This is a genomic window from Pseudomonas khavaziana, assembly GCF_036704165.1.
Lineage (GTDB): Bacteria > Pseudomonadota > Gammaproteobacteria > Pseudomonadales > Pseudomonadaceae > Aquipseudomonas > Aquipseudomonas khavaziana.
Genome location: NZ_CP129946.1, coordinates 3,207,115 through 3,220,292, shown reverse-complemented (window position 1 = coordinate 3,220,292; position 13,178 = coordinate 3,207,115). Strand labels below are relative to the sequence as shown.

Sequence of the window (13,178 nt, the reverse complement as noted above, 5' to 3'; positions counted from 1 at the left end):
GGGATGGATCTGATGTGAGCCTCGATCAAGAGGCCACTTGGCAAACGGCTTCCAGATTCACGCCATCAGGTGTCAGCACATAAGCGGCGTAGTAATCAGCGTGGTAGTGCGGCCTGATGCCCGGCGGCCCATTGTCACGTCCGCCGGCAGCAATGCCGGCCGCGTGAAAAGCATCAACCGACTCACGAGTTGGGGCGATCAGTGCTATATGCACCCCCTGACTGGCGACGGACGCGCCATACAACCAAAAGAATGGCTTTCCTCCAGAACCAAACCCCAGTCGTCGAGGCTTCGGCCCTGGCGGATCCGCCAGGATACTCATCAACAGGGTGATCCCTAACGGCCTGAGCACCGATTCGTAGAAGGCTTGAGAATACGAAGTTTCCGAAACAGCGATGCCCATATGATCTATTGCCGAACCAGTAAAGTCGCTCATCAGGTAACTCCTTAATTGCCAATTCATTGGCATCGCATACAGCTTTTAACCACAGGGAAGGACTGTTCCGTACCCGCCTAGACCTGGGACGCACCACCGTCGGCGAACAGTTCAGCGCCATTGACGTAACTTGACGCATCACTTGCTAGGAACAGCGCGGCCTGGCCGATCTCGTGCGCCTGACCGATCCGACCAAGTGTGCTCTTCTCACTGAGAACATCGATGATCTGCTGTGCGTTATCGCCCAGTACATCGCGCAGAGACTGGGTGTTCACCGGGCCGGGGCTGAGCAGGTTGATACGAACGCCAGAGCCCTTGATATCCAGGATCCAACTGCGCACCAGCGCTCGTAGCGCTGCCTTGGTAGCCCCATAGACACCCAGGCCGGGGCCAGGATTGATCGATGCGGTCGAGCCAATGATGACGATACTGCTCCCCTTGCCCATTAAAGGTAGCGCACCCTGTACCGTGAACGTCGTGCCTTTGACGTTGGTTGTGAACAGCTTATCGAAGCCTGCGACGGTGATTGCTCCCAAGGGCTCGACTGCACCTGTCCCAGCGTTGGCAATCAGCACGTCAATACGGCCATGGACTGCCTGTATGTGACCGAATAGCGCGTCAAGGTCGGCGGGGTCCGAAATGTCTGCGCATACGGTAGATGCGTTTGCACCGAGGTGGCTCACGGCATCGTCGAGTTGGGCCTGGCGACGCCCGGTTATGATCAAAGTGGCACCTTGGTTGGCGAACGCTTCTGCAATCGCGAAGCCAAGGCCCGAAGAGCCACCGGTTACCAAAACGACTTTATTGTTGAACAGCATGAGAAACACCTCCAGGAATTTATGTAGCGAACACTATATAGATTTGCGCCCACCCACAAGTTTTTTAGCGACCACTATATAAAAAGACCTGCACGCGGCGATTGATATACGTTGTAGCGGTCGCTACAGTCGCCGTATCGACTCAGCGAGATGACCATGAACGAAAACAACCGGCAGCGCCGTCCCGCCTTCGACCGCGAGCAAGGGGTAGCCATCGCTCAGGCACTGTTTCATCAACACGGTTTTGACGCCGTGAGCCTGTCCGATCTGACCAATGCCATGAACATCAAACCCCCGAGCTTTTATGCCGCCTACGGTAGCAAGGCAGAGCTCTTCGAGCGGGCGATGCGTCGTTACGCCGGTGAAAGCGCGCTTCCTTTAGACAGACTTCTGGCGCCGGATCGACCTCCTGCTCAAGCGCTGACTGCCCTGTTGGTTAGCGCTGCGACGCAATACGGACGAGATAAAACCTTGCGTGGATGCTTGATCACCGAGGGCATGCGGGCGGATGACCCGATTGCCCGAAAGATGGCAGAGACATTGGGTGATGCCGCGATTCAGACGATCCGTCGTTATCTCGACCAGGTTTGCCCGCAAGCCGCTCAGACGCTGGCCGACTACGTGCTGATTACCCTGCGGGGCCTATCCGCTGCAGCATGCAGTGGCCTGTCTCGAAAACGCTTGATGGAAGTAGCCCAAGTTGCCAGCAAAGCAATTTCTCTGGTATTGGCAGAACACGAGCCACCGCAGACTTCTGAGCCACTCAGTAGTGCGCATCTTCCAAAAAGCTTCGACTCCGGGCGTTCGTCGGTTTGAACAACGCTCATAGACGCCAAACGGCCTTTGATACGAAAGATTGAGGCAACGCAGCGTTAACCGTCAGGTTAATTTCGACCCTCCCCCCCTTCATGGAGCGCAGCCTTGGATCAACTTCTCGCCATACGGGTCTTCATCCGAATTGCGGACGCTCGCTCATTTGCGAAAGCCGCCGATTCGCTGAACATACCCCGCTCCTCCGTCAGTAAACTGCTCCAGGATCTGGAACAGCACCTGGGTACAATTCGGTCTGCCTCCGGCACGGGACGCGGCCAGATTCAGGACGCCCGCCCCAACCCAAGCATGTATAACAGCCTCTTGAACAGCCAACACTCACCTCAGAAGTCGGTGATCACCGTGCCGGCAATACTCTGGGCAAATCCACCACCAAACACGTTGGCCGGCGTTGCAAAACCCGGCTGCTGCTCACCGTTCATTACTCGCCGCGCAGCTTCTACCGCCGCCAGCGGCGTAAAGGAATAGCCGTTGACGGTGTCAATCACCGAGCGCGCGATTGCGCCATCAGTCCCGGTGACCTCAACCACTGCCCGCGCGCGATGAGCAGCCCTTTGCTCGGGTGTGGGACCATCAGGCAACTGCGACAGATCACCTTCTGGAAACGCTTCGCCCGTGATATGCACGAACATCGCAATGTTGCGGATGCCGGTCGAATGCCAGCCCGTCACCAGATCGCCGAATGACAACGGCGCACAGAGGACCGGTCCCTGGCCAAAATCAAAGAGCCGCGGCGCGGCGTCCGGTGTTGCAACCAGTTCGCCATCAACCCTGGCGAGCACGCCTGCGCCGAGGATTTCGCTGACGCTCATCGCAGACCCGCGAGACATCGAACCGGGGACCTGAAGCGCGATACTCAGCGCAACCGGTTTTACTGCACGCTTGGCAACATGCACCGCCAGCGAATCGGTAGGAACGACATCCCAGCCGACACCCGGCAACAGCATGACGTGGTTAGCTGCCGCTTCAGCGCCCAGCCCCTCGGCCATGCGGTAAATATTGATCTCGGCAGTGATGTCCAGATAGTGCACGCCGACCTTGATACAGGCGTGCATCAACGGCTCGGCCGTTTGCGCGAACGGCCCGGCGAAGTTCAGCAATACTGAGATGCCAGACAAAGAGTCTTCGGCATCATGGGTATCAAACACCCGATAAGGCACGTCCAACTGCGCTGCGAGCGTTTCGAGACGCTTGGCATTACGCCCGGCGATTTCGAAATCCAGACCGAGCGCTTTTGCTCGATCAGCAGCCATCCGACCGGTATAGCCTGTAGCTCCGTAAATCAGTAGCGTACTCATTGGACGTGCTGCCATTTCTTGTAGACGAATTCGAGGCTGTACCCATCCGGGTCCAGCACATTGGCCGCGTAGTAATCGGGGTCGTAATGCAAGCGTGCCCCAGGTGGGCCGTTGTCGTCCGCACCCTGATGCAGGGCGGCGGTATAAGCGGCATCAACTTCAGCCTGGCTGCTTGCGACAAAACCAACATGTACCGCGCGCCCTTCCACAACGCCTTCACGCAACCAGAAAAACATCCGGCCGTTGGCACCAAACCCTTTCAGGTCAGGATGGCCCGGTGGGCCATCCTTGCCGTCGTAGTCCAGGCGCGCGGTGATACCCAACGGGGTCAGAGCAGCTTCGTAGAAACGGATAGACCGTGCGATATCGCTCACGCACAAAAAGATATGATCCAGCATGGCAAAACCCTCATGATTCAGATGTTGTAGCCGCCGGCCACTTCGAGGGTCTGGGCATTGATCCAGGCGCCCTCCTCTGACAGTAACATGGCGATAACGTGCGCGACGTCTTGCGGCTCGCCGACCCGGCCGAGTGCCGTTTGCGCCGCCAGCTTCGCCTCGAACTCAGCGTTCAGCCCCCCGCCCAAGTCGGTGCGGATGGCGCCGGGTGATACCGCGTTGGCCCGTATGCCCCGATCACCGAATTCTTTGGCCATGTAACGGGTGAGCACCTCGAGCCCGCCCTTGAAGGCGGCGTAGGGCGCCACGCCAGCAGTGGCGACGCGGGTCGTGGCACTGGTCAGGTTGACGATACTGGCATTTTCCGCGAGCAGCGGCAGTAGGGTTTGAGTGAGAAAAAACGGCCCCTTGAGGTGCACGTTGAACAAGCCGTCGAACTGCGCCTCGGTCACAGTGGCCAATGGATTGAACAGGCCGTACCCGGCATTGTTGACCAGGCCACTGAGCAGGGTGGCGTTCCAGCTGTCCCGTAAGGCCAGCACCACTGACTCGCGAAACGCTTCGAAGCTGCCCACATCAGACACGTCGAGCTTGAGGGCGACAGCCTTGCCACCGACGCGCTCGATGCGTTCCACGACTGAGGCAGCGGCCTGGGAATCAGCGTTGTAGGTCAGAATGACACCCCTACCGCGCCGAGCAATGTGCTCGGCGGCACTGGCACCGATTCCACGGCTACCGCCGGTAATGACGATGACGCTCATTTGATGTTCCTCTGTGGCTTATAGATGGCCCCACAGTACTCATCACGATCGCCAGGGTCGTACCCATTTCTATTTGAAACCTGCCTGTTTCTGCTTTTCGCTTGCATGGCGCAGCGTTCTGCCGTCAGCATGCCCAGCATGGACAATCAACTGAATGAACTCAGGTCGCTCGCGGCCAAGGCTGAAAATCGCCGCACCGAAACGGGCATCCCGCGCGTGGCCATGGTCAAGGGCAAGATCCCCGAACACATGCTGGCGGCGGTCTATGACCCGATGATCAATCTGATCCTGCAAGGCAGTAAAAGCATGAGCGTGGGGGATCGGACGCTTCGGTATGACCCTGCGACCTATTTCGTCATGTCCATTGATTTGCCGGCAGTGGGGTCTGTTCATCCAAGCGTATCGGGAGAACCTTATTTGGCAGTCAGCCTTACTCTTGATCCAACTGTGTTGTCGACGCTGTTTGAAGACCTGCCCAAACCTGTCAGCCGCCCTGAGAACAATCTCGGGTTTTCAGTCGCGCCAGTCACAACCAATTTGATGGATGCGTGGGTACGAATGCTGCGATTGATGGGCGATCCTGACGCCATCGCAGCCCTGGCCCCGGTTTATGAACGGGAAATCATCTTCCGTGTGCTCCAGGGCCCCCATGGCTGGATGTTGCGAGAGATCGCAGCGCCAGATACGGCGATGGCCCGAGTCAACATGGCGATACAGTGGATCCGCCGTGACTTCGCGCAGCCGATTGGGGTGGAACGCTTGGCGCAACGAGCATCAATGAGCGTCTCGGCGTTTCATCGCCACTTCAAGGCCGTCACCAGCCTGAGTCCTTTGCAGTATCAAAAACGGGTTCGCCTGCTCCAGGCTAGAACACTGATGGTGGCCCACGCCAAGAGTGTCATGGCGGCTGCCTTCGAGGTCGGCTATGAAAGTGCGACACAATTCAGCAGGGATTATTTACGGGTGTTTGGACTTCCTCCTGCACAAGATGCCGGGAGGATCCTCGGGGAAACGAGCGCCATCAGACGCTAATCAGCTTGAGGATTGGATAACCGGCTAGAAAAGATCCATGACCGTCAGCCAATTCGGATTTACCGGTTAGCCTCGCTGATAGCCGGCCTCTTGACGATTGAGTTCTGGACCCTCCGTCCGGATCAAATGTGGAATTACACTGAGAGCCAGCCAAAGCCACGCTGGTGTTTATCAGGAATCGCCATTCGCGATTGCTAACCCGTCCGGTGCAAATGGGAGGCAAACCTGGGGGCATAATTCGATTTTTCAGGCTGTAACTACCGCACTAGAGCCAAGTCAAAATGTTCTTTGGCGATCCCGAGAGTCTATAGGAGCTGTCTGGCGTGCTGTTTATCTGATCAATTTTGCCTTTCGACAAACCATGGAGCTCCGTTCACGTCCAGTGGATGGCTACATTGGGGGCATATCTGAGGGCATGCTTTGGTATGGGCGGATGACTTTTAACCTTGCTGGTTGGCGCCGAATCAGCCATCACCTGATCGCCGGATGTAGGCCCCAAGTTATTCCCCTGAGCTGAAATGGCATAATATGCCAACAAGCAAAAGTGCCTGTTTGCATAGAACTGGAGCTAGTTATGGCGACGCGAAACGTTGTGCTCACCCCTCACCAGGATCAGCTTATCCATAACTTGGTGCATTCCGGCCGTTATCAGAATGCCAGCGAAGTGATGCGAGAAGGTTTACGTTTATTGGAGCAGCGCGTCGCCGAAGACACCGCCAAAATTGAGGCACTGCGTCAGGCCACCTCGATCGGCATCATGGATCTTGAGCACGGGCGCTTCACTCAGGTGAACGAACAAGGTCAGCCACTGCATAGGTGTCAGAGGAAATGCACTAAGTCCGGTTAACATCGGCATCACTCATACGGTTGTCTATCGACTATTTGGCCCCAGGACCAATCAGTGAGCTTTCGATCTGAACACCTGGCATCATTTGCTGCAGTCCTTCGATCAGCCTGTCACCCGCTTCCGTCAAAGCTTCAAGCGGCATCGCTGGTAGACTCTCCAGAATGAACCACATGCTCTTCGCGTCAGCACCGAGACGGGTCCTGGCACCTTGCCGCCAGTTCCAGCGACGGCAGGTCACGCCTTGGTCATCGCGCCAGACAACCTCGCCGGCATCCGGATACTCGAAAGCACGAGCACCCTCTTTCATCGTGTCAAAAGGTTCGGTGCCATCGGCGACTACCAGTCGTGGGGAGCCCACATAGGCTTCAATGTTTTCCCCGCCAATCGGGATGGCGTACTCAATGCTGATTGCGTTGTAGAGATCGACGATGGGATCCAGGCTAGGCAAGCTGCCGTCACGTAAAACTCGTTTGCGCAGCGCCTCTGCTGAACAAGGCGTGCGCTGCGGCTTGGAGCCGAACTTTCGGAATGTCTCCGCCCATGCGGCCAGGTGCGCTTCTCCCCAGCTTGGCCCACCTTCTTGCACGGCCTTGCAAGCGCGATCCAGCGCAGACTGAGCAACCTCAGGATGAATCAGCGGCGCAGCTCCCACCACAATGCTCAGGGCCCTGAACTCCGGCGCCAGCTTGGCAACGGCTTGATCGATTAACGGCAGTACGGACAGCATCAAAAACCTCCAGGAACCTAAATGCCCTTTCATGCTAGTCAGCGACGACCAGCAAAGTCAATATAATGACCAATATCATCTACTATAACGGCTGAGCCGATTGACGGAGCTGCTGATAAAGGTCGAGAATCCCAGCACATTTTTCTCATACCCCTCATCAATGACCGCGAATACGAGCTTGTCGACTACCCCAGGTGCTGATGCTCAAGCTGTCAGCCTAGCCGTTGCGCGCACGCTCAAACAGGCGCGCAAAGCCCAGAAGATCACGTTGGATGAGCTTTCCCGTCGCGCTGGCGTGAGCAAAGGAATGGTTGTCGAAATAGAGAAATGTACGGCGAACCCCAGTATCGGCATCCTTTGCAAAATCGCCGCAGCGTTGGGCATGTCCGTTGCAGACATCGTCAATGTGACCGAAGCCCCATCCGCCCATATCATCGACAGTAAAGACATCCCCACCCTCTGGACCGGGGATCAGGGAGGCACAGCACGCCTTCTGGCGGGAACCTCCGGACCAAATATGATCGAGCTGTGGCGTTGGGAAATGCACCCGGGCGAATCTTTCGCTTCACAGGGGCATCCTCAGGGCACGCTTGAACTGTTTCATGTGGAAAAAGGCACGCTGAAATGCGTGGTAGGAGAAACAGAGTTGGTCATCCCTTCGGGAAGCTCGGCAGTGGCGAAAACCGATGTGCCTCACTCCTATTCCAACGCTGGCAGATCCAAGTTGGTGTTCACCATGTCCGTGACGGAGCTGCATCAGTAGATACCGGCAGACTGGCAGCCCGTGAGCATCTGCAAAGTGGCCGAACCAGCCAACGCTGCTACTCCCATAACAGTGATGACACGCCGGTATTCAATCATCTGCCTCTTGGGCGCGTCGGGGATAGCGCAGTGCTTCAACCAAAAGACTGAATGCCGGAGAGGATTGAAGGCGACTGGGGTAATACAGGTGAAATCCGGCGAACGGCGGGCACCAGTCGTGCAACACGCGAATCAAGTCGCCCTTGGCGATATGCTGGTGAACAAGTGTTTCCGGCAGATACCCTACTCCTGCCCCGCGCCGGCAGGCATCGAGCGTTTGATAAACACCATTGACGACGAGTTGCCCGCTGACCTGAACATTCTTGGTGACACCTTCTTTCTCGAACTCCCAGGTATAGATACCGCCATGGGTGGGAAACCGCATGTTGATGCAGTTATGGCCGACAAGTTCGTCGGGTTCTCCAGGTGGCACATGCACCGCGAAGTAATCTGGCGTTGCTACCACGGCCATGCGCATGTCAGGGGCAATCCGTGTAGCAATCATCCCCTCTCCCACCGTGTCGCCATACCGAACGCCTGCGTCATAACGGTCGGCAACAATGTCGACCAGTCGGTAATCACAGTTCACCTCAACATTGATGTCTGGGTACCGAGCCAGAAAGGTTTCCAGCACTGGCCATAACACCGTATGAAAGCTGAAGTCTGCAGCAGTGATCCGTAGGGTGCCAGCCGGCTTTTCTCGAAGCCCCAGCAGCTTCTGGAAATTGGCCTCCATGGCCTCGAAGTGAGGGTTCATGCCGTCGTAGAGCGCCTGTCCGGCATCGGTCAATGTGACACTGCGTGTGGTGCGGGTTAGAAGCCTCATGCCTAACCGTTCTTCGAAAGCCTTGATGGTATGGCTCATCGCAGATTGGGACACGCGTAGTTGTGAAGCCGCTTTGGTGAAACTTCTTTCTCGCGCCACCGCAATGAAGACCAATAGGTCGTTGGCGTTCTCACGCAGCATTTTGCTACTCCTTGACTATGGCGCTGATACCCCTTCGATCAAATAGACATCTGTCTTGGCTGAACGCTGGCGGATCTTTCTCAGCTCGGTGTACTCCACAGAGTTTTACCAAGCCTGGGCTTTTTCGACGCTGGCAAACTCAATGACAACACGGCGACGCTTTGGCGCTGCACCTTCAAGCGAAATGGTCTTGCCGCCACGCACGATGAAATGCCCACCATAAGGCTTGAAGGTCGCCTCCACCTGCGCACTGTAAGGTTTCATCCCCTCAGGATCGGTAACCTCAAACTCAGCAACATAATAAGCCGGATGTGTTGCCGACTGGGCTTCTGATGCCACCACCCGGCAACTACCCGCGGTAAAAAACGCCAGGCCCGCCATTGCGAGTACCATCACCTTCACATTTCTCATCGCGCTCCTCCACTGAAAAAACCAACGTGCTCAGCGCGCCAATCTCTCACCGACCGGCCCCTTTCGGAAATCGATCATCGAGGCGGCTGGGCGCTGAGTTGAATCGGATCGGTTTCAATCAGCACTCTGGACAGGATCATCGGCTGGGTCGTTGTCACATACTTCTGAAAATGCGCGGACGCTATATGGCTTCGATATGCCGCCTCATCGGCGTATATCTCGAAGAAGTGCAGCCGATTCGGGTATTCCTTTTCCGCGACCGAATAAATCGCCAGCACGCCTGGCTCAAGACGAACGGAGTCAGCCATTTCCTCTTTGACTGCAGCGTGATATGCCGCCAGTTGCGCCGGATCAATCACCAGTTGCGCGATATGCACGACTTTTTCTGCCGGCGGTGCGGCGAGCACCGTCCCCATCCAAAGACAACTCACAACAACGGTGGCGTGCAGGGCTGAAATCCGCATTCATAGTTCTCTGATGGTTATTAGCGAAGTCATGCTACAGCGCACGCGACAAAAGCATTCATGAGCAGATCAGATAACTGTTATGAGCCTAAAACACTTCGCGGGCAGCCTGAGCCCAACCTAGGATTGAGAAGTGTGAAGACGCCTACCCTACGCGCTAGGGGATGATAGTCGTGCACCGCTTGGGGTCTTTTGTGAATCACGATCTGGCGGGCTATGAAGTGCCGGTGCATGCCGACAGACCCCACCAGGAGGTCATCTTCCTGGATGAAATAGATTTGCCCGCGCCCATCTGAGGTGCCCCAACAAATAAAAGTTCGGAGTCATCTATGCACCTAAGCCGCACGAACCTGGCAGATATCATTTACTTTCTGGCCATCGCTCGGCATCAAAGTTTCAGAAAGGCCGGCCTGGAGGTAGGGATCAGTGCATCAGCACTTAGCCACGCCATGAGAGGCCTTGAGACGCGACTTGGCGTGCGATTGCTCAATCGTACCACCCGAAGTGTGACGCTCACGGCCGCTGGCGAGGAGTTGCAAGAACTGATCAGTTCCCCTGTCAACGCTATCGGTCAGGCGTTGGAGACCCTGAATCGACTGCGCGATGAGCCCGCCGGGCGTATCCGTCTAAACGTCTTGAGCGACGGTGCCAAACTGCTACTGGGGCCCGTCCTCCCGGTGTTCGTTGAGCGCTACCCGGATATTGAGGTCGACCTCACCGTGACCAATAAAATGGTCGATATTATTGGCGATGGCCACGATGCAGGCATTCGTTTTGGCGGGACGGTTCCCGAAGACATGATCGCTCAGCGGCTATCGCCCGACGTGGCATGGGCCGTCGTGGGCGCGCCGGGTTACCTTGAACAATTCGGCACCCCGACGCACCCAAAAGATCTGCACGGGCACCGTTGCCTGCGGATACGACTGGGGAATTCGCGTCTCTATCACTGGCAATTTGCGAAAGATGGCCAGCAGATTGAGATTGACGCGCCGGGTGCTATTACGCTGGATGAGACGCGCGTGGGTGTGGCTCTGGCTACGCGCGGCGCAGGGCTGATGTATGTTCCAGCATCCATTGTCGAACGTCACGTCAAACAAGGTTCGTTGAAGCGCGTGCTGGAGGACTGGACTCACTACGACCCAGGCTTTCACATCTACTACTCAAGCTCCAGACAAGTACCTGTCGGCCTTCGCCTGCTGATTGAGCTGATTCGCGAACTGGAACCCATGGGCCCATTCCCCTAGCGGCGTCAGCTCTCTTGTCGTTTAGTAAATACGTCGCCAAACACCGGTACCGCCGAAAAAGCGTTGGGCCAGCCGGCATAGAACGCCAGATGCGTCAGCAGTTCGCTAGCCTCGGTCTGTGTCAGGCCATTGTCCATCGCGCGATTGAGGTGGTAACCGATCTGGGCAACCTGACCGTTTGCCACCAAGCTAGTGACGGTGATCAGGCTACGGTCCCTGGGCGCGAGTCCCGGCCGTAACCAAAGGTCGTTGAATAGCGCGCTGGTGGTGTATTGCACTAACCCCGGCGAAGTGGCCCCCACGGATTTGTCGACATTCGCTGCCCGTGAGTTTTCGGCAACCTGATCAATGGGTAGCAGCACGGGCGACACCGGCGCCAGTTGATCAGCGCCTATGCCGTGCCGGTTGAACACTTCCATGGCCGCTGGAGCTGCGCCTGCGGCATTGCCCCAGCCCGAGTAGAACGCAAGGTGGTTGATTGCTTCGGACAGCTCCAAAGGCGTCAGGCCATTGTTCAACGCCAAGTCGAAATGCGCGGCCATCTCTGCTGTTTGACCTCGCGCAACCAGTACAGCCACCGTCGCCAAACTTCGGTCGCGGGGAGACAACTCGGGGCGTTTCCAGACTTCGCCGAGGAGTAACGAGTCGGTATTGTGCGCCATTATCGGTGAAGTGGCGCGTATGTCAGCTGATGTTGGCACGTTAGAAATCTCCTTGGTCAGCGCCGCTTCGTGGCTGGCGCAGGCAGTTAAACATATCGCGATGGCCGCTATTGAAACGGTCCGTGCACTCATAATGAAGCCTCATGTTGGACTTCGGTGACAGGTTCCAACCACTCGACATTTTTGCCGTCAAATGACGCTTGAATAGCCATGTGGGTCATGCTCGTCGTGCGGGTTGCCCCATGCCAATGCTTGACCCCTGGGGGCGTCCATATCACATCGCCAGGCTTGATCATCTGTTTCTCAACCCCTCTTGCTGAACCCAACCGGCCCCCATCGTGACGACCAATCCCATTAACCAAATTAATGCCTGGGGGTTAATCCAACTACCCGTTCCTCGGTTGATGTAACGATGAGTGTGGCTCAGCAATGCGTGAGTAAAACTAAATTGAATGCTGATTGAATGGTGACAAAAACTGACCGCCTCGCGCTGTAGATTCCGCCCCGTGACTACCCCAATCGTATGCCGGAGTTTGGAGAAGCATCATGAAACGCATCCAGTACAGCAGCTATGGCGGGCCAGAGGTCATGCAGGTCCAGAACTTTGAGCTGCCTCCCCCTGGCGAAGGTGAAGTGGGGGTCAGCGTCAAGTATTCAGCGATCAATCCCATTGACTGGAAGCTGCGGATTGGGCAAATGAAGATCGTTACGGGCAGGAAGTTTCCTCGCGCGATGGGAATGGACTTCTCTGGCACGGTTATATCCCTCGGCGCAGGCGTGACGCGGTTTAAAGTCGGGGACCCCGTGTTTGGACTCGCCCGCTTTAAAGAAAGCGGAGCGTTCGGCCAAGCCGTTATCACAAAAGAGGCGTTTTTAGCCCATAAGCCGGATGACGTGTCATTCGAGCACGCCGCCTGCCTGGGCACCCCAGGTATAACTGCCTGGAACGGGCTAATAGACAAGGCCAAGCTGCGAGCCGGCCAGCATGTCTTCGTCAATGGATGTGCCGGAGCAGTAGGCGAAGCGGCTGTACAAATAGCTCTGATGCAGGGGGCCGTCGTCTCGGGCAGCTGCAGCGACAGGGACATGCAGCGAGCAAAGTCGCTGGGTGTGCAGAATGTTTATGATTATCGGAACATGCAGCTATCGAGTGTTGCTAATCGATTCGACGTGGTTTACGACACTGCGGCAACGCTGCCGGTATCTAAAGGCGTTGCGACGCTAAAATCAGGAGGCGTATTTCTTGATCTGAACCCCGGCCCTGGCAAGTTTGTGCGCGCTTTTTTTGATCGCAGACTCAAAATGATCATAGGCTCACCGCGCGCCGAGATATTGGATAAGCTTGCCAAGGCTGCCAGCGAGAGGCACTACAACGTCCGAGTCGCGGAAACCGTTTCGATGTCCGAGGCGATTCGACTTATCACTGAGCTTGAGAAAGGCCGTAAGCTCGGCGGTAAAGGTGTCATCGCGATGGAGTAGAC

The 13,178-nt window shown here is 56.5% G+C and carries 16 protein-coding genes and 2 pseudogenes; 7 read left to right on the top strand and 11 right to left on the bottom strand.

Annotated features, from left to right (window positions below):
- Positions 1-25: 25 nt before the first annotated feature.
- Positions 26-436, bottom strand: coding sequence for a VOC family protein (locus QYQ93_RS14150; protein ID WP_043049411.1), 411 nt, complete (start codon positions 434-436; stop codon positions 26-28).
- Positions 437-513: 77 nt separating this feature from the next.
- A complete protein-coding gene (locus QYQ93_RS14145) occupies positions 514-1,254 on the bottom strand; it encodes an SDR family NAD(P)-dependent oxidoreductase (protein WP_043049412.1) in 741 nt (246 codons plus the stop codon).
- Between the two features lie 156 nt (positions 1,255-1,410).
- Here QYQ93_RS14145 and QYQ93_RS14140 point away from each other — a divergent pair, with 156 nt between their 5' ends.
- Both QYQ93_RS14140 and QYQ93_RS14135 read left to right on the top strand, forming a co-directional pair.
- Positions 1,411-2,070: a TetR/AcrR family transcriptional regulator gene (locus tag QYQ93_RS14140; RefSeq protein WP_080889078.1), complete on the top strand. Its 660-nt coding sequence runs from the start codon at positions 1,411-1,413 to the stop codon at positions 2,068-2,070.
- Between the two features lie 105 nt (positions 2,071-2,175).
- Positions 2,176-2,301: pseudogene (locus QYQ93_RS14135) on the top strand (helix-turn-helix domain-containing protein); the annotation flags it as partial.
- A gap of 107 nt (positions 2,302-2,408) precedes the next feature.
- On the opposite strand, the gene QYQ93_RS14130 reads toward QYQ93_RS14135, so the two are convergent.
- Genes QYQ93_RS14130 through QYQ93_RS14120 form a run of 3 tightly spaced genes read right to left on the bottom strand, consistent with a single transcriptional unit; the run spans position 2,409 to position 4,542 of the window.
- Entirely contained in the window at positions 2,409-3,383 is a 975-nt protein-coding gene (locus tag QYQ93_RS14130) for a saccharopine dehydrogenase family protein (RefSeq protein WP_338474824.1), read from the bottom strand.
- Entirely contained in the window at positions 3,380-3,781 is a 402-nt protein-coding gene (locus QYQ93_RS14125) for a VOC family protein (protein WP_338474823.1), read from the bottom strand. Before QYQ93_RS14125 ends, QYQ93_RS14130 begins: the two co-directional genes overlap by 4 nt.
- 17 nt (positions 3,782-3,798) lie before the next feature.
- On the bottom strand, positions 3,799-4,542 hold the full coding sequence (locus QYQ93_RS14120) for an SDR family NAD(P)-dependent oxidoreductase (protein WP_043049416.1): 744 nt from the start codon (positions 4,540-4,542) through the stop codon (positions 3,799-3,801).
- 138 nt (positions 4,543-4,680) lie between these two features.
- Here QYQ93_RS14120 and QYQ93_RS14115 point away from each other — a divergent pair, with 138 nt between their 5' ends.
- Both QYQ93_RS14115 and QYQ93_RS14110 read left to right on the top strand, forming a co-directional pair.
- A complete protein-coding gene (locus tag QYQ93_RS14115) occupies positions 4,681-5,574 on the top strand; it encodes an AraC family transcriptional regulator (protein WP_043049447.1) in 894 nt (297 codons plus the stop codon).
- A gap of 574 nt (positions 5,575-6,148) precedes the next feature.
- Positions 6,149-6,421, top strand: a complete 273-nt coding sequence (locus tag QYQ93_RS14110; protein ID WP_338474822.1) for a type II toxin-antitoxin system ParD family antitoxin — start codon at positions 6,149-6,151, stop codon at positions 6,419-6,421.
- 31 nt (positions 6,422-6,452) lie between these two features.
- Here QYQ93_RS14110 and QYQ93_RS14105 read toward each other — a convergent pair whose 3' ends face one another.
- Positions 6,453-7,148: a B3/4 domain-containing protein gene (locus tag QYQ93_RS14105; RefSeq protein ID WP_338474821.1), complete on the bottom strand. Its 696-nt coding sequence runs from the start codon at positions 7,146-7,148 to the stop codon at positions 6,453-6,455.
- A 100-nt stretch (positions 7,149-7,248) separates the two neighbouring features.
- On the opposite strand from QYQ93_RS14105, the gene QYQ93_RS14100 reads away from it, so the two are divergent.
- On the top strand, positions 7,249-7,911 hold the full coding sequence (locus QYQ93_RS14100) for a helix-turn-helix domain-containing protein (RefSeq protein ID WP_338474820.1): 663 nt from the start codon (positions 7,249-7,251) through the stop codon (positions 7,909-7,911).
- 90 nt (positions 7,912-8,001) lie between these two features.
- Here QYQ93_RS14100 and QYQ93_RS14095 read toward each other — a convergent pair whose 3' ends face one another.
- The 3 genes from QYQ93_RS14095 to QYQ93_RS14085 all read right to left on the bottom strand — a co-directional run bounded on the left by QYQ93_RS14095 (position 8,002) and on the right by QYQ93_RS14085 (position 9,791).
- Complete coding sequence (locus tag QYQ93_RS14095; RefSeq protein ID WP_338474819.1) at positions 8,002-8,916, bottom strand: LysR family transcriptional regulator; 915 nt, start codon at positions 8,914-8,916, stop codon at positions 8,002-8,004.
- 105 nt (positions 8,917-9,021) lie between these two features.
- Entirely contained in the window at positions 9,022-9,327 is a 306-nt protein-coding gene (locus QYQ93_RS14090) for a DUF1330 domain-containing protein (protein WP_338474818.1), read from the bottom strand.
- Positions 9,328-9,401: 74 nt separating this feature from the next.
- Positions 9,402-9,791, bottom strand: a complete 390-nt coding sequence (locus QYQ93_RS14085; protein ID WP_338474817.1) for a putative quinol monooxygenase — start codon at positions 9,789-9,791, stop codon at positions 9,402-9,404.
- A gap of 329 nt (positions 9,792-10,120) precedes the next feature.
- On the opposite strand from QYQ93_RS14085, the gene QYQ93_RS14080 reads away from it, so the two are divergent.
- Positions 10,121-11,035, top strand: a complete 915-nt coding sequence (locus QYQ93_RS14080; protein WP_338474816.1) for a LysR family transcriptional regulator — start codon at positions 10,121-10,123, stop codon at positions 11,033-11,035.
- 5 nt (positions 11,036-11,040) lie between these two features.
- Here QYQ93_RS14080 and QYQ93_RS14075 read toward each other — a convergent pair whose 3' ends face one another.
- Both QYQ93_RS14075 and QYQ93_RS14070 read right to left on the bottom strand, forming a co-directional pair.
- Positions 11,041-11,829 (bottom strand): carboxymuconolactone decarboxylase family protein, encoded by a 789-nt coding sequence (locus QYQ93_RS14075; RefSeq protein ID WP_338474815.1) that lies wholly within the window; start codon positions 11,827-11,829, stop codon positions 11,041-11,043.
- Positions 11,826-12,046 (bottom strand): annotated as a pseudogene (locus tag QYQ93_RS14070) (cupin domain-containing protein); the annotation flags it as partial. The pseudogene QYQ93_RS14070 and the gene QYQ93_RS14075, both read right to left, overlap by 4 nt.
- A gap of 197 nt (positions 12,047-12,243) precedes the next feature.
- Here QYQ93_RS14070 and QYQ93_RS14065 point away from each other — a divergent pair.
- Positions 12,244-13,176, top strand: coding sequence for an NAD(P)-dependent alcohol dehydrogenase (locus QYQ93_RS14065; protein ID WP_338474814.1), 933 nt, complete (start codon positions 12,244-12,246; stop codon positions 13,174-13,176).
- Positions 13,177-13,178 lie beyond the last annotated feature (2 nt).